We start from the raw sequence: 20148 nt of genomic DNA on the forward strand, positions 1-20148 counted from the left end.
CTCCTGGGATGCATAAGGCAGCGATCAATATTGATATGACCATGTGACAGGTGGTGAAGTGTCCTTCACCCAGCGGGATCTCCCGCCCTTCGAGGAGGTAGTCCATGGCCCTCCGCCCGCCCATCCCCTTCCGCCGTGTCCTGGTGCTCGCTGTCGTCACCGGACTGGGCATCGTCACCGTCGCCGCCGGTCCGGTCGCCGCCCGACCGGCACCGGACCGCACCGCAGAGTCGGTCGCCGCCAGCTACCGGGTCCTCGGGCCCCGAACCCTCGCCGACCGCAACGCGGTGGCCCGCACCGGAGCCGCCATCGACTACTCCGAACACGGCGTGCTGCACATCTCGGCCACCGCCGCCGAGGCCGCCGCGATCGGCAAGCTCGGCTTCCGACTCGAACCGCTCGCCCCGCCGCCCAACGCGGAGCGCGGCGCCGGCGAGATCGGCACCCTGGCCTTCCCGCCGGCCGACTCCAACTACCACGACTACGCGGAGCTGACCGCCGTCGTGAACCAGGTGGTCGCCGACCATCCGGCGATCGCTCGCAAGATCAGCATCGGTTCGTCGTACGAGGGCCGCGACCTGATGGCGGTGAAGATCTCCGACAACGTCGGCACCGATGAGAACGAGCCGGAGATCCTGTTCAACTCCCAGCAGCACGCCCGTGAGCACCTGACCGTCGAGATGGCGATCTACCTGCTCAACCTCTTCACCGACAGCTACGGCAGCGACTCCCGGATCACCAACATCGTCAACGGCCGGGAGATCTGGATCGTGCCCACCGTCAACCCGGACGGCAGCGAGTACGACATCGCCACCGGGTCGTACCGGTCCTGGCGTAAGAACCGCCAGCCCAACAGTGGCTCGTCCAACGTCGGCACCGACCTGAACCGCAACTGGGGCTACAACTGGGGTTGCTGCGGCGGCTCGTCCGGCTCCACCTCGTCGGAGACCTACCGGGGACCGTCGGCGTTCTCCGCACCCGAGACGCAGGCGCTGCGCAACTTCGTCAACAGCCGGGTGGTCGGCGGCGTGCAGCAGATCAAGGCCAACATCGACTTCCACACGTACTCGCAGCTGGTGCTCTGGCCGTACGGCTACACCACCGCGAACACCGCGACCGGGATGAACGCGGACCAGTACAACACCTTCGCCACCATCGGCCAGCAGATGGCGGCCACCAACAACTACACCCCGGAACAGTCCAGCGACCTCTACATCACCGACGGCGACAGTATCGACTGGATGTGGGCCACCCACAACATCTGGGCGTACACCTTCGAGATGTACCCGGGCTCGGCCAGCGGCGGCGGCTTCTACCCGCCCGACGAGGTGATCCCCGCACAGACCTCGCGCAACCGGGAGGCGGTGCTCATCCTCAGCGAGTACGCCGACTGCCCGTACCGGGCCATCGGCAAGCAGGCGCAGTACTGCGGTGGCGGTGGCGGCACCACGGTCTGGTCGGACACCTTCGAGACGGCCACCGGCTGGACCATCAACCCGTCCGGCACCGACACCGCCACCCTCGGTGCGTTCGAGCGGGGCGCCGCCCAGGCGACCACGTCCTCCGGGGCCAAGCAGCTCACCCCGTACGCCGGCTCCAACGACCTGGTCACCGGTCGGCTGGCCGGCTCGGCGGCCGGTGACTACGACGTCGACGGCGGCGTGACCAGCGCCCGGTCGCCGGCGGTGGCCCTGCCGTCGTCCGGCACGCTGACCCTCTCGCTCGCCTGGTACCTGGCGCACGGCTCGAACGCCTCGTCGGCGGACTACCTGCGGGTGAGCGTGGTGCACAACGGCGGCACCACTGCGCTGCTCACCCAGGCCGGCGCGGCCAGCAACCGCAACGGCAGTTGGGCGGTCGCGAACCTCAACCTCACCCCGTACGCCGGCCAGTCGGTCCGCATCCTCGTCGAAGCGGCTGACGCCTCCGGAGCGAGTCTGGTCGAGGCGGCTGTGGACAACGTCACCATCACGTCCTCCTGATCGGGTGGGGCCCCGTCCCGCCCCCCGGCGGGGCCCCACCACCCACTCCCGAGCCCCCTGATCCGGGACATATCCCTCACTGCGCGCCGGTCCAACCGATCGTCGCGCGCCGATCGATCCTTGATCGATCCGGCACGTCCCGGCGGTGCGCTACCGTCTTACCGACCAGCCCGCAGCGAAGCCGGTGCGAAACCCGGCGCTGTCCCGCAACTGTGATGCCCCACCGGCCGGTGGGGACGAGCCAGGTCGCCTGCGGACCGGTCGCGATACGCGCTCTCGAGGAAGGGCGCCTCGTGGGCGGGCGCACGAAAGTCCCTGTCGGCGAAGCACCACACTCCTCGACCGACAGGAGGCCCCCATGTTCAGACGTACCCCTCGGCTCTTCGCGGCGACCCTCGCGGTCGCCGCGCTCGCCCTCGGCGCCTGCGCCGAGAAGGCCGACGACACACCGAGCACCGGCACCGCGGCCGCCGCCTACCCGGTGACGGTCGGCGCGCTCACCCTCGACAAGCGGCCCGAGAAGATCGTCGTGCTGTCGCCCACCGCCACCGAGATGCTCTTCGCGATCGGTGCCGGCCCGCAGGTGACCGCCGTCGACGACCAGTCGAACTACCCGGCCGACGCGCCCAAGACCGACCTCTCCGCGTTCCAGCCGAACGCCGAGGCGATCGCCGGTAAGAACCCCGACCTGGTGGTGCTCTCCGACGACCGCAACAAGATCGTCGACCAGCTCGGCAAGCTGAAGATCCCCGTGTACCAGACCCCGGCGGCGACCACGCTCGACGACTCGTACCGGCAGATCACCGAGCTGGGCACGCTGACCGGGCACGCCGACCAGGCCACCGACGTGGTGACCCGGATGAAGGACGACATCACCAAGCTGGTCACCGGCCTGCCGCAGCGCGCCGAGAAGCTCACCTACTTCCACGAGCTGGGCCCGGAGCTGTACAGCGCCACCAGCAAGACCTTCATCGGCTCGCTCTACAGCCAGGCCGGCCTGACCAACATCGCCGACCCGGCCGACGCGGACGGCAAGAACTTCGGCTACCCGCAGCTGTCCCAGGAGTTCGTCGTCAAGGCCGACCCGGACTTCGTCTTCCTGGCCGACGCCAAGTGCTGCCAGCAGAACGCCGACACGGTCAAGGCGCGCAGCGGCTGGGCCGGCCTCACCGCGGTGAAGAACAACCAGGTGGTGGCCCTGGACGACGACATCGCCTCCCGGTGGGGCCCGCGGGTCGTGGACCTGCTCCGGGTCATCATCGACGCCGTCGCCAAGGTGCCCGCGTGACAGTCGTCAGTCGGTGACCGGGCCACTGCCCACGCCCCGGCCGGCCGGGCCGCTCCCCGTGGCCCGGCCCACCGGACCGCCGCCCGTCGCCCGGCCGGCGGGGCTGCGCAAGCGTTGGCTGGTCGCGGGGTTGTTCGCGGTGCTCATCGCGCTCGTCGCCGGGGTGTCGCTCGGCCCGGTGAGCCTGCCCCCGGGCAGCGTCGCCGCCGAGCTGCTCAACCTCGTTCCCGGGGTGCACCTCGACAGCGGGCTGACCGAGCGGGAGATCGCCATCGTCACCGAGCTGCGCCTGCCCCGGGTGGTGCTGGGTCTGCTCGTCGGCGGCCTGCTCGCCCTCGCCGGTGGTTGCTACCAGGGCGTGTTCCGCAACCCGCTGGCCGACCCGTACCTGCTCGGGGTGGCCGCCGGCGCGGGCCTCGCGGTCACCGCGGCGATCGCCCTCGGCGGCGGCGGCCGGCAGGGCACGCTCTCCGGGCTGCCGCTGACCATTCCGTTGGCCGCGTTCGCCGGTTCCCTGCTCGCCGTCACGATGACCTACGTGCTCGGTGCGGCCGGCGGACGACGCGGCTCACCGGCGATGCTGATCCTGGCCGGGGTGGCGGTCTCCGCGTTCCTCTCCGCCGGGCAGACGTACCTGCTGCAACGAAACGCGGACAGCATCCAGCCGGTCTACTCCTGGCTGCTCGGCCGGCTGGCCACCGCCGGCTGGCACGACGTGCTGCTGGTGCTGCCGTACGCCGCGCTGACCACGGTGGTGGTGCTGCTGCACCGTCGCGAGCTGGACGTCCTCGCGGTCGGCGACGACGAGGCGCGCAGCCTCGGGCTGCACCCGCAGCGCACCCGCTACCTGTTGATCGCCGCCGCCTCGCTGGGCACCGCGGCGGCGGTCTCCGCGACCGGGTTGATCGGCTTCGTCGGCATCATCGTGCCGCACACCGTCCGACTGCTCGCCGGGTCCAGCTACCGGGTGATCCTGCCGATGTCACTGCTGTTCGGCGGCGCGTTCCTTGCCCTGACCGACGTGGTGGCCCGGACCGCCGCCGCTCCGTCCGAGGTACCGATCGGTGTGGTGACCGCCCTGCTGGGCGGCCCGTTCTTCGTCCTCGTGCTGCGGACCGCCCGGCGGGTGCTCACGTGAGCCGCGAAGCCACCGCCGGTGCGCCCGCCGTCGAGGTGCGCGGGCTGCACGTCGACCTCGGTGGCACGCCGATCCTGACCGGCGTCGACCTGACCGTCGCCGCCGGCGAGTGGGTCACCGTGATCGGCCCGAACGGCGCCGGCAAGTCGACACTGTTGCGCGCCGTCGGCGGCCTGCTCTCCGCGCCGGAGGCGATCACCCTCTTCGGTACGCCGAGTGCCGCGCTGCGTCGTCGGGACCGGGCCCGGGTGGTGGCCACGGTGGCCCAGTCCCCGGTGGTGCCGTCGGGCATGTCGGTGCTGGACTACGTGCTGCTCGGTCGCACCCCGTACATCCCGACCCTGGGCCGGGAGTCCGCCGCCGACGTCGCCGCCGTGCACGAGGTGCTGGGGACGTTGGACCTCACCGGCTTCCACCACCGTGAACTGGCCACCCTCTCCGGCGGCGAACGGCAGCGGGTGTTCCTCGCCCGGGCGCTCGCCCAGGGCGCGACGCTGCTGCTGCTCGACGAGCCGACCAGCGCGCTCGACATCGGGCACCAGCAGGACGTGCTCGAAGTCGTCGACCAGCTGCGCCGCGAGCATGGCCTGACCGTCCTGGCCACGATGCACGACCTCTCCCTGGCCGGTGAGTACGCCGACCGGATGGTGATGCTCGCCGGCGGTCGGGTGGTGGCCGCCGGGACCCCGTCCGAGGTGCTGACCGAGGAACTGCTCGCCGCCCACTACCGGGCCAGCGTCCGGGTGGTGCCCGGTGCGCACGGCCCCCTGGTGGTGCCCGTCCGCCCCACCCGCCGCTGATCAAGCGGGCGCGGGGTCAGGGGCCCAGGTCGATGACGGAGAAGAGGGCGCCCTGGGGGTCGCGCAGAGCGGCGAACCGACCCGCCGGGATGTCCCGGGGCGGGACCAGGATCGTTCCGCCCAGTTCGGCGGCGCGGGCCGCGGCGGCGTCCGCGTCGGCCACCGCGAAGTACACCGTCCAGTACGCGGGCAGGTCGGCCGGGAAGTCGTCGGCCAGCGGCGGCATCATCCCGGCGACGATCTGCGTCCCGAGCCGCCACCCGGTGTACGTCATGTCGCCCACCGCCTGGTCGTCCGGCTGCCAACCGAACACCAGCTCGTAGAAGACCTTCGCGCCCTCGGGGTCGGGGGTGACCAGCTCGTTCCAGCTCATCGCGCCCGGCACGTTGAACACCTCGGCACCGGCCATGGCCAGCGGCTGCCAGACGCTGAACGTGGCACCGGCCGGGTCGGCGAAGACCGCCATCCAGCCCCTGTCGAAGACCTCGAACGGTGGGACGACGACCTGCCCGCCGGCCCGTTCGACCCGGCCGGCGACCAGCTCCGCGTCGTCGGTGGCGAGGTACGTCGACCAGATCGGAACCTGGTCCGGGATCGCGGGCGGGCCGGCGCCGGCCACCGGTTTGCCGTTGAGCAGGAAGACCGTGTAGCCGCCCGCCTCGGGCTCCGGGGTGACCTGGCCGGTCCAACCGAACAGCTCCGGGTAGAACCGCCGGGCGTCGGTCAGGTCCGGGGTGGCCAGGTCGGCCCAGCAGGGCGTACCCGGCGGGACGGTGCTCACGTCAAGACCCCTCTCGGCCGGGGCGGCCACAACGGCCCCCTGCCGGAATCCTGGCACCGTCCCGCCGCGCCCCGGGGCGGAAACGGACGAATCGTCAGCTGAACCGGCGACCCTCGTCCCGCCGGTACGCCCAACCGGCGAGCGAGGCGAGCAGCACCACCCAGACCCCCAGCATGATCAGCGCCAGTGGTTCCACGCTGTAGTCGCCGACCGCCGCCCACATCAACTCGGCAGCGCCCCGGGTGGGCAGGTAGGGCGCGATCGTCTCGATGAACCCGGGCGCGTCGCCCGGCGCGGAGAGCAGGCCGCCGCCGAAGGCCAGCGGCAGGAAAACCACCTGCGCCACCACGATCGCCGCCTTGCTGGGGAGCGAGTAGCCGATGGCGAGCCCCATCAGCGTGAACGGCACCGAGATCACGGCCACGGTGCCGAGAGCAAGCAGGAACCCCGCCGGGGTGAGCTGGGCCGCGGTCAGCGTCGCGCCGATCACCACGACCGGGATCAGCGAGAGGTAGGTGAGCGCCAGGCCGGCCAGCACCCGGCCGGCGAACCGTGGCGCCGGCCCGGTCGGCAGGGTCCGGGTGTACGGATTCCAGGGCTGGTCGCGGTCCTCGGCGACGCCGACGCCGTACTGGAAGATGTTGGCGCTCATCACCGAGAAGGTGACCATCGACGCGGTGGCGTAGGTGGCGCCGACCGCATCGTCCCCGGCGAAGGGCACCACGAAGAAGATCATGGCGGCGGCCGGGAAGAAGGCGCTGCCGAAGACGGCCACCGGGATCCGGATGATCTCCAGGAGCTGGTAGCGGGCGTGGACCAGGGCGAGCTGCACTGTCGCCTCCTCAGACGGTGGTGGGTCGGCCGCCGGCAGCGGCGGTGGTGGGTCGGCCGGTGCCGGCGGGCGCGTCCCCGCTGGTGATGGCGAGGAACGCCTCCTCCAGTGACGTCGGTCGTACCTCCAGGTCGGTGAACGGGGTCCGGGCCGTGACCAGCGCCCGGACCAGCTCGTCGGCGTCGGTGGTGAGCAGGTGCAGTCGACCGTCGACCCGTTCGGTGCGAACCACCCCGGGCAGGTCGGGCAGGTCGTCGGCGACCAGGCTGACCCGGCGTACGCCCACGATGCCGCGCACCGCGTCCACCGTGTCGTCGGCGAGCACCCGGCCCTGCCCCATGACCACCACCCGGTGCGCGAGCGCCTCCACCTCCTCCAGGTAGTGGCTGCTCAACAGCACCGTGCCACCGTCGGCGTGGAAGGCCCGGATCGCGTCCCACAGGGTGTGCCGGGCGGCCACGTCCAGGCCGGTGGTCGGCTCGTCGAGCAGCACCAACCGGGGCCGGCCGACGAACGCCAACGCCACCGCCAACCGACGGCGCTGCCCGCCGGAGAGCCCGCCGGTCTGTCGTCGGGCGAGGTCGCCCAGACCGAACTGGTCGAGCAGTTCACCACGGGGCACCGGGTCGGGGTAGTGCGCGGAGACGAAGTCGACGACCTCGCCGACGCGCAGCGTGCCGGGCAGACCGGTCTCCTGTGGGGTGACTCCGATCTGCCGTCGGCTGGCCGGGTCGCGGGGGTCGCGGCCGTTCAGTTCGACTCGTCCCGAGCTGGGGCGGCGCAGGCCCACCAGCAGGTTCATCAGGGTGCTCTTGCCGGCGCCGTTCGGCCCGAGCAGGCCGACCAGCTCACCGGCCCGGACTTCCAGGTCGACGCGATCGAGGGCGAGGACGTCGCCGTACCGGCGGCTGGCCTGGTCGGCGCGGGCGAGGGTCATGGCTGCTCCTTCGACGGGGTGGGGTCGAGCAGGGCGCGGATCGCTTCGGTGTACTCCTCGAACGCCAGCCGGCCTCGCCGGCTGAGCCCGACCAGGGTCGCCGGGGTGCGTCCACGGTGGGTCTTGCTGATCTCCACGTAGCCGGCGTCCTCGAGCTTGCGCAGGTGCACCGAGAGGTTGCCGGCGGTCATCTCGAGTAGCTCCTGCAGGCGGGGGAACGCGATCTTGTCGCCGACGTTGAGGGCGGAGAGACTGGCCACCACCCGCAGCCGGGCCTGCGCGTGGATGACCGGGTCCAGTTCGGTCACGGTTGCTGTCGCCGCTGCTGTCGTTGGTGGGCGAGCGCTCCGGCCACCAGGATCCCGCCGCCGCCGGCCACCGCCACGACCAGCGCGTGCCAACCCGGCCCGGCGATCGCCCCGATCAGGTTGATCACGCTGATCCAGACGCCCAGCCGGAACAGGTCCCGGTCCAGCCAGACGGCCCCGCCGGCCATGTGCAGCGCGCCGGTCAACCCGACGGCGGTCGCCGACCAGACCAGCGCCGCCAGGTCGTGCGGCAGGTGCTCGGAGACCCGGCCGAGCCCCGCGTAGATGCTCACCGAACCGAGGGCCCAGGCGTAGCCGTACCACTGCCCACGTCGAGCGGAGTCGCCGCTCACCTGGCCGTAGGCCCGCATGCTGGCCACCGCCTGGACCGATCCGGCGGCCGCGAGCAGCACGAAGAGGACGGTCAGCGGCAGCCAGCTCGGCAGGTGGACCAGCGCCCGCTCGCCCGGGGTGAACCGGAGGAAGAAGAGCCCGAACCCGACCAGCCAGGCGACACCCCACGGCCAGTAGAGCAGGCGGGCGTCGGGGTCGAGTCGGCGCGCCGTCGCCCGCCGTTGGTCCTGGATCAGCCGGAGCGCGGCCGCTGCGTCGGTGGGCGGTGAATCGTCGTCGGGGTTCACGCAAACTACTTTACGGCACAAAGTCGAGCCCGGGTGTCCCCATCACGACAGGTGGGGCCTTCGGTCGCGGCGAGCAGTGCCTATGGTGGGGAGTCGCGGCGACCGGCTGATCCGTCGCACCGGCCACAGGGGAGGGTCCGTGTTCAGCACCGCCGCCGTGCAGCAGGCAACCCCGGTCCCGGGGTTGGTCGGCGAGGTCATCGGAGGGCCGGCCGCCGGCCCGCACCGGCCCGCCGACCACTGATGACTGTCGACGAGAGTCAGGCGCGGTACGTCGAGGGCTTCACCCGCCTGCTACCGGCCGACGAGCGGGTGCACGCGGTGGCCAAGGTCCGAGCCGGCGGAGGGCTGATCCCGGCCCCGCCCTCGCAGCCGTCGGCGCCACCCGCCACGGGTGGGCTGAGCCTGCTGGGCGTCCTGCTCACCGTGCTCTCACCGAACATCACCTTCGGCCGGGCGGACAGCGCCGTCGACTGGCTCGTCTTCGGTGTCGGCGGTCGCGGCGCACCCGACTCCCGGGCATCCACACTGCACCACGCCCTGACCGTGGCGACGAAGGGCGCCAGCATCCGTTACCTCGTGCTGGGGGTCACCGACCAGCGGCTGCTGCTCGGTGCGACAGCACCCGTCGGCCTGCTCTCCAGCTCGTCGGCGGACGAACGGGCGCAGGCCGACATCGAACTGCTCGGCTCGGTGCCGCGCACCTCCGTCACCGCCCGGTTCGGCAGGTACCGGTTGAACTGGAAGCGGCTGCGGCTCGACTTCGCCGACGGGTCGTGGCTGTCGTTCCACGTGCCGATGGCCGACTCCGGCCGCCCGCTGCGGGAGATCGCGGCGGCCCTGTCAGCCGGCTGACCCGCCGACGAGGGGGCCGGGCAGCGGCGCGACGTGCAGCACCGCCAGCCGGGACACCGCCCGGGTGAGCACCACGTACAACCGGTGCAGGCCGCGTGGCTCGGCCGCGACGATCGCCGCCGGCTCGACCACTACCACGTGGTCGTACTCAAGGCCCTTGACCAGCGTCGCCGGCACCACCGTGACGCGCTCCGCGGCCGCCACGTCGTCGGCGGTCGCGGTTTCGACCCCGGCCTCGGCCAGCGCCGCGCGCAGCCCGTCGACCGCGTCGTCCGCGGCGATCACACCGACCGAGCCGTCGTGCGCGAGCGCCGCCCGCACCTCGGCCACCGTCGCCGACGTCAGGTCGGTCACCGTACGCACGTCCAGGCCGCCGTCGCGGCGCAGCGACTCGGCCGGCGGTACGTCCACAGCGAGCGCCGGGAGCAGCAGGTTCGCGAACGCGACCACCGCCGCGGGCACCCGGAAACCGACTGTCAACGGCACCACCACCGCGTCCGGCTTGCCCAGATGGGCAAGGGACTCCCGCCAGTCCGTCGCCGCCCACGGCGCGGTGCCCTGGGCGAGGTCACCCAGGAGCGTGACCGAGCCGTGCTCGCTGCGCCGGGCGATGGCCCGGCACTGCATCGGGGAGAGGTCCTGCGCCTCGTCCACCACCACGTGCCCGAACCCGGGGAGCCGTTCCAGTAACCCGGTCGCCTCGTCGATCAACACCGCGTCGGCGGCGGTCCAGCGGGTCGCCTTCGGGGTGCGGGCCGGCCTGGCCCAGACGAGCTGCGCCTGCTCGGCGTCGCTGAGTAGCCCGTCCGCCGCGGCGGCGAGCCGCGCCGGGTCGGCGAACAGGCCGTGCACCAGCCCTTCCGGGGTGAGCGCCGGCCAGACCGCGTCCAGGAAGTCGAGCACCGGCCGGCAGCGGCTCATCCGGCGCAGCCAGGCATCGCTGGGCGACTCCGCCCGTCGCGCCTCGGCCTGCCGTTGCAGCAGGCTCACCACCCGCGCCTGAACGCGTTCCCGACCAGTGCCGTACGGCAGCCCCTCCCGGCGGGTCTCCTCGACGATCCGGTGCAGCGGCTCCAGTCCGATCCGCCAGCGGAACGAACCGTCCGACACGGTGATCGACTCGGTCGGGGTGCCGATCTGCGCCTGCACCGCGCGCCGCAGCACGTCGGCCATCCGTACGTCGTGTTTGAGCGCGGCAATCGCCGGCGCCTCGACCGCCCGGACCGGCACCCGGGAGATCAACTCCTCCACCGTGGCCTGCTCGACCTCGACCTCACCGAGCGCCGGCAGTACCGCCGCGATGTACGACAGGAACGCCCGGTTCGGCCCGACGATCAACACACCCGCCCGCCGCAACCGCTCCCGGTGCAGATAGAGCAGGTACGCGGCCCGGTGCAGGCCCACCGCCGTCTTTCCGGTGCCCGGCGCGCCCTGCACACAGATCGAGTCGGCGAGGTCGGCCCGCACCAGCTCGTCCTGCTCCGGCTGGATCGTGGCCACGATGTCCCGCATCGGCCCGACGCGCGGACGCTCGATCTCGGCGGTCAGGATCCGACTGGTCGTACCGAGCTCCTCGCCCCGATCCAGCCGCTCATCCTCGAAGCTGGTCAGGACGCCGTTGCTGAACCCGAACCGTCGCCGGAGCGCCACCCCCTGCGGATCCCGCACGCTGGCCCGGTAGAACGAGCGGGAGACCGGTGCCCGCCAGTCCAGCACCAACGGCTCGCCGCGCTCGTCGGTGACGTGCCGCCGTCCCACGTGATACCGCCGCCCGTGATGATCGCCGCTGGCGTCAGGCGCGGTCGGCTCGCTGGCGGGCCTGCCGGCTGTGGCCCTGGCGTCGGTCCTGCTGTCAGTAATTCCGCTGTCCGTGGCGCTGCCCGTGGCGGTGCTGCTGTCCGTGGTGCTGTTGTCCGTTGCCCTGTTGTCGACGGTGCTGTTGTCCGGGGCGCCGGCGAAGTCGAGGCGGCCGAAGAAGAGCGGTGTGGTCGGGTCGTCGGCAAGCTCGGCGACCCGGCGGGCCAGGGTGCGGCCGAGGGTCTCGGCCGCGTACGCGTCGCCGGCCACCTGGTCACCGGTGGCGAAGAGAGACTCTGCCCTCGCCCGCATCCGAGCCAACGCCGCCCGCGAGGTGCTGAGATGTGCGCGTTCGGCGGCAAGGTCCGCGTCGAGGTCGGTGTCGGTGTCGGTGTCGAGCTGGGTGCCGAGGTCAAGTGCGGGCATGCTGACGTCCCATCGTTCACATCTGCTGCGCGCTCGCGTGTCCGGGGGCGGATGGCCGGCCGCCCGGCGCGAAGACGTCCGTTCCGGTGCAGCTCACCTCGGCCGTCAAGCGGCCTGCAACCCTACGCCCCCCAGCCCGCCGCAGCCAGCGAATTACCGACCCGACCACCCGTCTGAGACGGCGTGTCGCCGCGCCGGAAGTCGCCGCACTGGCGTGTGACGAGTGCGCGCCGCACGCCTCGCGCCTCGCTCTCTCACACGGGGACAGCCGTGGGCGCTGTGATCGACTCGGTTTTCATAAAGTCGCGGTGTCCAGGCCGGCGCGACGCCCCGATTTGCAGGAAGTCGAGTCGATCACCGGAAGACGCGGTCTTGGGCGGCGGGGACTAGCGGATTGTCGTGGCCGCCGGCCGCCGGCCGCCGGCCGCCGGCCGCCGGCCGCCGGTTGCTGGTCGTGGTCTTGGGCGGCGTGGGGCCTGCTCGGCCAGCCTCAGCAGCGCAGGTGGTAGAGGTTGCGACGCGGGGGACGCAGTGTGGGTCCAGCCAGCATCAGCGCGGCACTGACCAGGACTGCGGTCATCCTGCTCGCCGGCCGGTGCGCAGAGCGGATCGATCGCCTCGCGGAGCAGGCTCGCGGTTTGGGTGTCGAGGTTGCCGCTGAGGCGTACCTGCCCGGTCTGTTGCTCGGAGAGCGTGACGTGCCGGCGGGCCTCGGCCCGCTCGGTGGCCCGCTCCAGAGCCTTCAACTCAGCCTGGTCGGCCAACTCCGGGGCGACGTGCACGAGGACGCGCTCGCCGAGCCGGCTCAGGCTTGTCGGATCGAAGCGGTCGGCCCAGGCGACCAGTAGCTGGGTGGCCTTGTCCGCCGCCTCGGGGCCTGCTTCGACCGGGAGGGCGGCGATCGTCTCGGCCACCACCCGACCCTGCTCAACCGTTGTGGCACCGCCGAGCAGGGCGTCGCGCACCGCTGTCGGAGCGGCGTCGATGGTGGCGGCGAGCTGGACCAGTTGGCGGGCGCTGCGCCCCGAGAGCCGCAGCCGCTCCCGGAGCCACACGGCAGTGGACGAGGCGCCCTGAGCGACCGCCACCCCGCGAACGTCCAACTCGCGGACCAGACCGAGCTGGACGGCGGCCAACCGCTGCCCCAACACCTGGGTCGCATCGAGAGAGGCAAGCAACTCGTCATCGGAGAGCGCCCAGAGGGCGGTTTCGGCGCAGTCGTCAACTGCCCCGCTCACCTGCGCCAACACCTCCAACATGGAACCAGAATGGAACTGGTGTTCGACACTTCTGGAGTCATCTTGACCAATGGGTGGATCTGGGCATCGTCGAGCATCGGGAGATGCCCGCTTGGTCGTGTCCCGATTTCCCCCGCTGGCTTGCGCGCCGCGATGCCGCGCCGCGATGCCGCGCCGCGATGCCGCGCCGCGATGCCGCACTCGCCGCGCCGCTGGACCGCGTCGCTGAGACGCCAGGCCGCGCTCGCCATCCAGGCCGCCTCGTCGAGCCGCGTCCGCCCGTCGAATCCGCCTGCTCGCTGCCGGAGGTAACGGTGTGGCCGACGCGCGGTGGCCCGGGCGGGACGCGGGGGTGATGGCAGGTTGGGGTGGCTGCCGGGATCATGGGCCTATGACCGAGGCCCGCTCCGATTCGCGCCGGATGACGATCAGCGACCCCCAGGTGATGCGGGCGATGGCCCATCCGGCCCGGATTGCGATCATGGAGTACCTGAACAGTCGCGAGAGTGGTGGGACTGCCACCGAGTGTGCCGGGATCGTCGGGTTGTCGCCGAGCGCCACCAGTTACCACCTGCGGGCGCTGGCGAAGTTCGGCCTGGTTGAGCAGGCGCCGAGCCGGGGCGACGCGCGTGAGCGGTTGTGGCGGGTGCCGAGCGTGAGTGTGCTGGTCGAGGCAGGTCGTGATGCCGGGCCTGAGGCGCGTGCCGCCGAGCAGGCGCTGGTGGAGGCGCATGCGGTCCGCGCCATGGAGCGGACTCGGGACTGGTTGCGGCGTGCCGGGGACGAGCCGGCCGAGTGGTACGACACGGCCCTGTTCACCGACACGCTGGTGCTGCTAACCGCCGAGGAGTTGGCCGAGTTGAACGAGGCGGTGCTGGCACTGCTCCGGCCGTACCACCCGCGGCGGCGACAGGGTGAGCCGCCGCCGGGGGCGCGCACTGTCGCTGTGCAGTACCGGACGGTGCCGCTGGCATAGGCGGGGTTGCATGGATCAGTTGTGAAGGATTATTTTCGAAGTATGTCCTTCACAACTGACGAGTCGCGCTGGTCGGACGTCTGGCTCGCCGCCACGGCTCGGGGCACCACGATCTGCGGTGACTTCCTCGCGGCGACCGCGCTGGCGCTGGCACTTCAGGGTGCTGGTGCCGGTGGGCTGGCCGTGTCGGGGCTGCTGCTGGCCGCCACCCTGCCGCTGGTGGTGCTCGCTCCGCTCGCGGGGCGACTCGCCGATCGGACGGACAGCCGTACCCTGCTGGTGACCATCGGGTTCGGGCAGGCCGCAATCTGCGCGCTCCTTGCCGTCGTCGAACAGCCGGTCCTGGTGGTCGGGCTCGTCGCCCTGCTGGCCTGTGGGCTCGCGGTGACGCAACCCTGCCTGGCGGCGCTGCTGCCGGCGATGGTCCGCCCAGCCGACCTGCCGCGCGCCAGCGCGATCAGCCAGACCGCCGTCTCGCTCGGTGCGCTCGGCGGCCCGGTGCTGGCCGGCCTGCTGGTGGGACAGTTCGGCACCCGCGTACCGCTGCTTCTCGATGCCGCGACCTACCTCGCGCTGGTGGTCGCGGGCCTGCTGCTGCGGACCCGACGCGGCGGCCGGCGGTCCGCCGCCAGCCACACCGCCGCCGCGAGCAGCGAGGCCGCCGCTGGGGGCAGCCAGGCCGCCTCGGGAAGCCAGGCCGCCTCGGGAAGCCAGGCCACCTCGGGCGGCGTGACAACCCCGGGGGGTACGGAGATCAACTGGCGGCTGCGCCGCGACCCGCTGATGCTCGTCATGGTGGTGAGCACCGCCGTCGTGATCGCGGCGATCGGCGGCATCAACGTGATCGAGGTCTTCTTCATCCGGGAGACGTTGCAAGGCTCGCCGACCACGTACGGCCTGGTCAGCGCCGCATGGATGGCCGGCATGCTGCCGGGGACCTGGCTCGCCGTACGACTTGCCAGGCGGCTCGACGACGACGGCGCGTTGGTACGCGGGGTGCTGGCCACTCTGGCCGTGTGCAGCCTGATGGTGTTGCTCGCGGCGACGGTGCCGGCGGCGGGTGTGTTGGTGCCGCTCTGGCTGGTGGGAGGCGCGGCCAACGGCGGCGACAACGTCTTCGCCAACCTGCTCACCGCTCGGCGGGTGCCGGAGGCGATGCGCGCCCGGGCGTACGCCAGCTACGGCGCGGCGGTGCAGGGTGGCTCGATGGCGGGCTTCCTGATCGGCGGGGCGTTGCTCGCAGTCGTTCCGCCCCGGCCGCTGATCGCCGGCGCCGGGGTGGTCGGGTTGCTGGTGGTGCTGGGCTTCGTGCCGGTCGTGGCCCGGGCGGTACGACGGTCGTCGCTGGCCGACGCCCGGGTAGCCGGTCGACAAGCGGCCGACGCGCCGGCAGACGGTCGAGCCGACCGCGGAGCTCCCCGGTCAAGTGCGGGGTTGGCCACTTCGGGCCGGCCCGCCGAGCCGGCGCCCGCCGCCGGGGCTACGGTCGGGCCATGGCTGAGCGCATCGCACGCCCGCGAGTCGGGCACATCCAGTTCCTGAACTGCCTGCCGATCTACTGGGGTCTGATGCGCTCCGGTGCCCTGCTCGACGTGGACCTGCACAAGGACTCGCCGGACCGGTTGAGTGCGGCGCTTGTCGCCGGTGACCTCGACATCGGCCCGATCACGCTGCTGGAGTACCTGAAGCACGCCGACGAGCTGCTGCTCCTCCCGGACCTGGCGGTCGGCAGCGACGGTCCGGTGCTGTCGGTCAACATGGTCTCCACCCGGCCCCTCGACGAGTTGGACGGCGCCCGGGTGGCGCTCGGCTCGACCTCGCGGACCGGCGTCATGCTGGCTCAGTTGCTGCTCGCCGAGCAGTACAACGTGCGACCCGAGTACTTCCGGTGCCCGCCGGACCTGACCCAGATGCTGCTGGAGGCCGACGCCGCGGTGCTGATCGGGGACGTGGCGCTGCGGGCGTACTACGAGGCGCCGCAGAAGGGCCTCACGGTCACCGACCTCGGGCAGGCGTGGCGGGACTGGACCGGGCTGCCGATGGTCTTCGCCGTCTGGGCGGTCCGCCGTGACTTCGCCGCCGCCCACCCGGGCCTGGTGAAGGAGGTGCACGAGGCTTTCCTGCGCTCGCGGGACCTCTGCCTGGCGGAGCTGGACCAGGTGGCCGAGGCGGCGGCGCGCTGGGAGACGTTCGACGCGCAGACGCTCGCCACGTACTTCCGGACCCTCGACTTCTCCCTCGGCGATCGGCAGGTCGCCGGGCTGCGCGAGTGGGCCCGACGGGCCGCCGCGATCGGTGAGGCCCCGGCGCTGCCGGACGGCGGTCCGGAGTTCTTCGCCGGCTGACCGCTGCCGACGGCGCACCAGCGGCCCGGGTCGGCAGCGGCCCGGGCCGGCGTCAGCGTGGACGGCTCAGGTGCCGGTGCGGAGCAGCGCCTCGGTGATCTTCTCGCAGTTCTTCATGCCGTAGTCGTAGCCCATGTTGATCGGGTACTTGACCATCACGCCCATCGTCCAGGTGTCGCCGATGGCCAGGCAGTTGATGTGCATCTCCTGCTCCCTGGTCCGGTCGATCCACCCGTTCTTGATGGCGATCTTCTTCTGTTCGGCGGCCGGGAAGGCCTTGCGGATACCGAAGTCGCCGGCTCCGCGAACCAGCTTCATCTCGTTGAGCAGCCACTTGGTCCACTTCGACCCGGCGGCGGTGCCGGTGGCGATGCAGTTGCCCAGCCGGGCGGTGTCCCGGGGCGAGAGCGCCGTGCGGCTCCAGCCCTTGTCGGGGGCGACGCTGCTGTCGGTCAGGTCGCACATGGAGATCAGACGCTTGATCGAGGCGTCCCGGCCGACCAGGTTGTAGAACTGCTCGGCCCGGGTGTTGTCGCTGTCCCGGATGATCCGGGTCGCGTCGGCGAGCTTCGCGTCGCTCGGGGTCTGGCCGGCGTCGGCCGCGCGGCGCAGGTAGTCCGCCACGATCCAAGCCTTGATCATGGAGGCGGTGGTGCTGGTCTCGTCCATGTTCTTCGAACCGATGATCTTTCCGGTTCGGCGGTCCAGGACGCTCCAGGCGTACCAGCCCTCGATGTCGAGGTCGAGATTCTTGGCCGCGAAGGGCAGCGGCTCCAACGATGGGCTGGGGCTCGGTGACGGCGCGGACGGCTGGCGGGCGCTGCGGTCGGTGCCGGAGCCGGTGGGCCGGTCGCTGGTGCCGGCGTCGCCCCACTTGGCGGCGGCGGACGACTCGAACGGCGACCCGGGCAGCAGCCGCAGTGACACCAGCACCAGGCCGATGAGGATGACCGCGATGGCGATCAGCCGCATCGGGGAGGCGTCGCCGTCGCCGCGCCGGTCTCCCCGACGGGTGCCGGCCATCAGAGCTTCCCGACCGGCTGCTGCGGCACCTTGAGCGCGGCACCCGGCTGCGGGGTGACCAGTTGGGTGGCCACGCTGGCACAGACCTTCGCGCCGTAGTCCAGGCCGGTCCTGATCGGGTAGCGCAGCATCACCGCGAGGCTCCACTTGCTGGTGACGGCGAGGCAGTTGACGTGCCAGTTGCCGTCGCCGTAGATCGGGGTCCAACCGTTCTTGATGCTGACCGGGCCCTGCGAGGTGATCGACTTGGGCAGACCGTCGATGATCCCCCAGCGGCCGCCACCGGACTCGGGCTTCTGGTCCTTGGCTGCTGTGGTGCCCCTGACCTTGCTCATCTGGTCCAGCACCCACTTCGTCCACTTGGGGCCGGCGGCCTTGCCGTCGGCGATGCAGTCGCCGAGTCGGACCGCGTCGCGGGGGGACATCCGGGTGTAGCTCCAGAAGCCGGTGTACGGCTTGGTGTTGCCGCGCTTGGTGTCGGTCAGCCCGCAGATCTTGATGGCCCGCTGGATCACCGCGTCCGGAACGCTGCTCGACGAGGCCTTGTAGGACCCGCCGGCAGCCTTGTGGACCGCGTTGGCGGCCTCGTCGTTGCTGTCGATGATGGCGAGTCGAGCCGCCTCCTTCAACGATGCGGTCGGCTCCCTGTCACCGAGCTGTCGCAGGTAGTCGGAGACGATCCACGCCTTGATCATCGATTCGGTGGAGCTGGTCGCGGCCATGTTCGGCGACCCGGAGATCTTGCCCGTCTTGCGGTCCATCAGGGCCCACGAGAAGAAGTCACCCTTGAAGCTCACCGACACCGGGCCGGCCGCCAGGGTGGGTGGCGGCGGTGGCGTGGGTGCGGGCGCGGCGACGCTCGACGTGCCGCCACCGCCGCCTCCGCCGCTGTCGTCGCTGGCGAGTCGGGCGTACGCGGTGGGGACCAGCAGGACGCCGCCGAGCACGACTGCCGTGATGGCGAGCACCAGGATCACGCGAGATCGCATGAGTGGGTGAACTCCAGGTGTCAGGGCCGGGGGGACCGGCTTGTCGTCGGGACGAATCGGGTGCGATCGCCGAGGCCGGGGGAGGTGGCCTCGGTGGAGATGTCGATGCGCGGCAGCCGATCGGTTGTCCGGCAGAAGTCTACGTCCGGACCGGCCGGCCGCCAGGTTTCGACACTAGGCAACCTGCGATAAAGGCGGGATATGGGGCCGGTATGAGGTTTTTGCAGGGGTTCACCTTTGTTTCGTGGCCCAAGTCACGGCGATCCAATGCCGCCCAGGTCGCACAAAGCAGTCATTCGACTACGGATGGGATGCGCGGATTCCTGTTACACCCCCTGGTGCAGCGAGGCGCAAGCTGTAACACTTAGCCTCATGTATGGCAACGACTTCTCCGCCCCGAACAGCGGCCCGGACGAGGCGCCCGGCGGTCTGCTGGGCGAGGTCGAGGCCGCCGAGGCGGAGCTGCGGGCTGCGGCGGCGCGCGGGCGGCGGGGCGGGCCCGCGCCGGACGAGGACCTGGCGGCGTACTTCGCCGAGGTCGTCGACGCCGAGCAGAAGATCGAACCCCGCGACTGGATGCCCGACGCGTACCGGCGGACCCTGATCCGGCAGATCGCCCAGCACGCCCATTCCGAGATCATCGGCATGCAGCCGGAGGGCAACTGGATCAGTCGGGCGCCATCGCTCAAGCGCAAGGCGATCCTGCTGGCCAAGGTGCAGGACGAGGCGGGTCACGGCCTCTACCTCTACGCCGCCGCCGAGACCCTCGGCATCAGCCGCGACGAGCTGGTCCAGCTGCTGCTCGACGGCCGCCAGAAGTACAGCTCGATCTTCAACTACCCCACCCTCAGCTGGGCCGACGTCGGTGCCATCGGGTGGCTGGTGGACGGTGCGGCGATCGTCAACCAGGTGCCGCTGTGCCGCTGCTCCTACGGCCCGTACGCCCGCGCGATGATCCGGGTCTGCAAGGAGGAGTCGTTCCACCAGCGGCAGGGTTACGAGATCCTGCACACCCTGGCGCACGGCACCCCCGAGCAGCACGCCATGGCCCAGGACGCGGTGGACCGGTGGTGGTACCCGTCGCTGGCCATGTTCGGCCCGCCGGATGGCGACTCCACCCACTCCACCCAGTCGATGGCCTGGAAGATCAAGCGCTTCTCGAACGACGACCTGCGTCAACGCTTCGTCGACGTGTGCGTCCAGCAGGCCGAGATCCTCGGGGTCCGCATCCCCGACGACGACCTGCGCTGGAACGACGAGCGGCAGGCGTACGACTACACCCAGCCGGACTATGACGAGCTGATGCGGGTGATCTCCGGCGACGGGCCGTGCAACCGCGAGCGGATGGCCCACCGCCGTGCCGCGCACGCCGACGGCAGCTGGGTACGCGAGGCCGCCGCGGCGTACGCCGCCAAGCGGGCGCAACAGAAGGAGAAGGTCGCCGCGTGAGCACCGAACACTCGCCTCTGTGGGAGGTCTTCGTGCGGGCCCGGCGCGGGCTGTCGCACACCCACGTCGGCAGCCTGCACGCCCCCGACGCCGAGCTTGCCCTGCGCAACGCCCGCGATCTCTACACCCGCCGTCAGGAGGGCGTGTCGATCTGGGTGGTGCCGGCCGGCGCGATCACCGCGTCCAGCCCGGACGAGAAGGACGCCTTCTTCGACCCGGCCGCCGACAAGGTCTACCGCCACCCCACCTTCTACGAGGTGCCGGACGGGGTGGCCCACCTGTGAGCGAGCGGAGCGAGCGAACCAGCCTGCTCAGCAGCGGGGCGCTTCGCGCCACCGCCGAG

19 protein-coding genes and 1 riboswitch are annotated in these 20148 nt (G+C 71.7%); of the genes, 10 read left to right on the forward strand and 9 right to left on the reverse strand.

What is annotated here, in order from left to right:
• Positions 1-104: 104 nt before the first annotated feature.
• From QSK15_RS02290 to QSK15_RS02305, 4 genes are all read left to right on the forward strand, one after another.
• Positions 105-1982: a M14 family metallopeptidase gene (locus tag QSK15_RS02290; protein ID WP_285792667.1), complete on the forward strand. Its 1878-nt coding sequence runs from the start codon at positions 105-107 to the stop codon at positions 1980-1982.
• 180 nt (positions 1983-2162) lie between these two features.
• A riboswitch (cobalamin riboswitch) is annotated at positions 2163-2228 on the forward strand.
• 112 nt (positions 2229-2340) lie between these two features.
• Entirely contained in the window at positions 2341-3270 is a 930-nt protein-coding gene (locus QSK15_RS02295) for an ABC transporter substrate-binding protein (protein WP_285792668.1), read from the forward strand.
• 58 nt (positions 3271-3328) lie between these two features.
• The gene (locus QSK15_RS02300; protein WP_285794306.1) at positions 3329-4408 is read left to right on the forward strand and encodes a FecCD family ABC transporter permease; all 1080 of its coding nucleotides are present in this window, start codon (positions 3329-3331) and stop codon (positions 4406-4408) included.
• Positions 4405-5208, forward strand: a complete 804-nt coding sequence (locus QSK15_RS02305) for an ABC transporter ATP-binding protein (protein ID WP_285792669.1) — start codon at positions 4405-4407, stop codon at positions 5206-5208. The genes QSK15_RS02300 and QSK15_RS02305 overlap by 4 nt, the downstream gene beginning before the upstream one ends.
• A gap of 16 nt (positions 5209-5224) precedes the next feature.
• On the opposite strand, the gene QSK15_RS02310 is transcribed toward QSK15_RS02305, so the two are convergent.
• From QSK15_RS02310 to QSK15_RS02330, 5 genes are all read right to left on the reverse strand, one after another.
• Positions 5225-5989 carry a VOC family protein gene (locus tag QSK15_RS02310; RefSeq protein WP_285792670.1) on the reverse strand — a complete coding sequence of 255 codons (765 nt, stop codon included), beginning with the start codon at positions 5987-5989 and terminating at the stop codon, positions 5225-5227.
• A 94-nt stretch (positions 5990-6083) separates the two neighbouring features.
• Positions 6084-6821 carry an ABC transporter permease gene (locus tag QSK15_RS02315; RefSeq protein WP_285792671.1) on the reverse strand — a complete coding sequence of 246 codons (738 nt, stop codon included), beginning with the start codon at positions 6819-6821 and terminating at the stop codon, positions 6084-6086.
• Positions 6822-6831: 10 nt separating this feature from the next.
• Positions 6832-7758 (reverse strand): ABC transporter ATP-binding protein, encoded by a 927-nt coding sequence (locus QSK15_RS02320; RefSeq protein ID WP_285792672.1) that lies wholly within the window; start codon positions 7756-7758, stop codon positions 6832-6834.
• The gene (locus QSK15_RS02325) at positions 7755-8066 is read right to left on the reverse strand and encodes a transcriptional regulator (RefSeq protein ID WP_285792673.1); all 312 of its coding nucleotides are present in this window, start codon (positions 8064-8066) and stop codon (positions 7755-7757) included. The genes QSK15_RS02320 and QSK15_RS02325 overlap by 4 nt, the downstream gene beginning before the upstream one ends.
• Positions 8063-8707, reverse strand: a complete 645-nt coding sequence (locus QSK15_RS02330) for a transporter (protein WP_285792674.1) — start codon at positions 8705-8707, stop codon at positions 8063-8065. The genes QSK15_RS02325 and QSK15_RS02330 overlap by 4 nt, the downstream gene beginning before the upstream one ends.
• A gap of 243 nt (positions 8708-8950) precedes the next feature.
• On the opposite strand from QSK15_RS02330, the gene QSK15_RS02335 reads away from it, so the two are divergent.
• Entirely contained in the window at positions 8951-9562 is a 612-nt protein-coding gene (locus tag QSK15_RS02335; protein ID WP_285792675.1) for a hypothetical protein, read from the forward strand.
• On the opposite strand, the gene QSK15_RS02340 is transcribed toward QSK15_RS02335, so the two are convergent.
• Together QSK15_RS02340 and QSK15_RS02345 are read right to left on the reverse strand one after the other, a co-directional pair.
• Positions 9551-11785 (reverse strand): HelD family protein, encoded by a 2235-nt coding sequence (locus tag QSK15_RS02340; protein WP_285792676.1) that lies wholly within the window; start codon positions 11783-11785, stop codon positions 9551-9553. The two genes, QSK15_RS02335 and QSK15_RS02340, sit on opposite strands and share 12 nt — an antisense overlap.
• Positions 11786-12171: 386 nt before the next feature.
• Complete coding sequence (locus QSK15_RS02345; RefSeq protein ID WP_285792677.1) at positions 12172-13044, reverse strand: DUF222 domain-containing protein; 873 nt, start codon at positions 13042-13044, stop codon at positions 12172-12174.
• A 370-nt stretch (positions 13045-13414) separates the two neighbouring features.
• On the opposite strand from QSK15_RS02345, the gene QSK15_RS02350 reads away from it, so the two are divergent.
• From QSK15_RS02350 to QSK15_RS02360, 3 genes are read left to right on the forward strand one after another with little or no spacing between them, the layout of a single operon-like run.
• Positions 13415-13999 carry a winged helix-turn-helix domain-containing protein gene (locus QSK15_RS02350; RefSeq protein WP_285792678.1) on the forward strand — a complete coding sequence of 195 codons (585 nt, stop codon included), beginning with the start codon at positions 13415-13417 and terminating at the stop codon, positions 13997-13999.
• A 42-nt stretch (positions 14000-14041) separates the two neighbouring features.
• Entirely contained in the window at positions 14042-15541 is a 1500-nt protein-coding gene (locus QSK15_RS02355) for an MFS transporter (RefSeq protein ID WP_285792679.1), read from the forward strand.
• Positions 15493-16344: a menaquinone biosynthetic enzyme MqnA/MqnD family protein gene (locus QSK15_RS02360; protein ID WP_285792680.1), complete on the forward strand. Its 852-nt coding sequence runs from the start codon at positions 15493-15495 to the stop codon at positions 16342-16344. The genes QSK15_RS02355 and QSK15_RS02360 overlap by 49 nt, the downstream gene beginning before the upstream one ends.
• A 66-nt stretch (positions 16345-16410) precedes the next feature.
• Here the strand turns inward: QSK15_RS02360 and QSK15_RS02365 are convergent, their stop codons facing one another.
• Positions 16411-17316, reverse strand: a complete 906-nt coding sequence (locus tag QSK15_RS02365) for a serine hydrolase (protein WP_377620205.1) — start codon at positions 17314-17316, stop codon at positions 16411-16413.
• 50 nt (positions 17317-17366) lie between these two features.
• Positions 17367-18356, reverse strand: coding sequence for a serine hydrolase (locus tag QSK15_RS02370; protein ID WP_285792682.1), 990 nt, complete (start codon positions 18354-18356; stop codon positions 17367-17369).
• 372 nt (positions 18357-18728) lie between these two features.
• Here QSK15_RS02370 and paaA point away from each other — a divergent pair, with 372 nt between their 5' ends.
• Complete coding sequence (paaA, locus tag QSK15_RS02375; RefSeq protein ID WP_285792683.1) at positions 18729-19805, forward strand: 1,2-phenylacetyl-CoA epoxidase subunit PaaA; 1077 nt, start codon at positions 18729-18731, stop codon at positions 19803-19805.
• Positions 19802-20089, forward strand: coding sequence for a 1,2-phenylacetyl-CoA epoxidase subunit PaaB (gene paaB / locus QSK15_RS02380; RefSeq protein ID WP_139585175.1), 288 nt, complete (start codon positions 19802-19804; stop codon positions 20087-20089). Before paaA ends, paaB begins: the two co-directional genes overlap by 4 nt.
• Positions 20090-20148 lie beyond the last annotated feature (59 nt).

This window comes from Micromonospora sp. NBRC 107095 (assembly GCF_030269705.1).
In the GTDB taxonomy this organism is placed as follows: domain Bacteria; phylum Actinomycetota; class Actinomycetes; order Mycobacteriales; family Micromonosporaceae; genus Micromonospora; species Micromonospora parva.

Excerpts from the sequence above, each read along its gene's own strand:
- QSK15_RS02340 (WP_285792676.1), bottom strand. The coding sequence starts at position 11,785 with ATGCCCGCACTTGACCTCGGCACCCAGCTCGACACCGACACCGACACC.
- QSK15_RS02370 (WP_285792682.1), bottom strand. The coding sequence starts at position 18,356 with ATGCGATCTCGCGTGATCCTGGTGCTCGCCATCACGGCAGTCGTGCTC.
- QSK15_RS02355 (WP_285792679.1), top strand. The coding sequence starts at position 14,042 with ATGTCCTTCACAACTGACGAGTCGCGCTGGTCGGACGTCTGGCTCGCC.
- QSK15_RS02350 (WP_285792678.1), top strand. The coding sequence starts at position 13,415 with ATGACCGAGGCCCGCTCCGATTCGCGCCGGATGACGATCAGCGACCCC.
- QSK15_RS02295 (WP_285792668.1), top strand. The coding sequence starts at position 2,341 with ATGTTCAGACGTACCCCTCGGCTCTTCGCGGCGACCCTCGCGGTCGCC.
- paaA (WP_285792683.1), top strand. The coding sequence starts at position 18,729 with ATGTATGGCAACGACTTCTCCGCCCCGAACAGCGGCCCGGACGAGGCG.
- QSK15_RS02290 (WP_285792667.1), top strand. The coding sequence starts at position 105 with ATGGCCCTCCGCCCGCCCATCCCCTTCCGCCGTGTCCTGGTGCTCGCT.
- QSK15_RS02335 (WP_285792675.1), top strand. The coding sequence starts at position 8,951 with ATGACTGTCGACGAGAGTCAGGCGCGGTACGTCGAGGGCTTCACCCGC.
- QSK15_RS02360 (WP_285792680.1), top strand. The coding sequence starts at position 15,493 with ATGGCTGAGCGCATCGCACGCCCGCGAGTCGGGCACATCCAGTTCCTG.
- QSK15_RS02320 (WP_285792672.1), bottom strand. The coding sequence starts at position 7,758 with ATGACCCTCGCCCGCGCCGACCAGGCCAGCCGCCGGTACGGCGACGTC.
- QSK15_RS02345 (WP_285792677.1), bottom strand. The coding sequence starts at position 13,044 with ATGTTGGAGGTGTTGGCGCAGGTGAGCGGGGCAGTTGACGACTGCGCC.
- QSK15_RS02365 (WP_377620205.1), bottom strand. The coding sequence starts at position 17,316 with ATGCGGCTGATCGCCATCGCGGTCATCCTCATCGGCCTGGTGCTGGTG.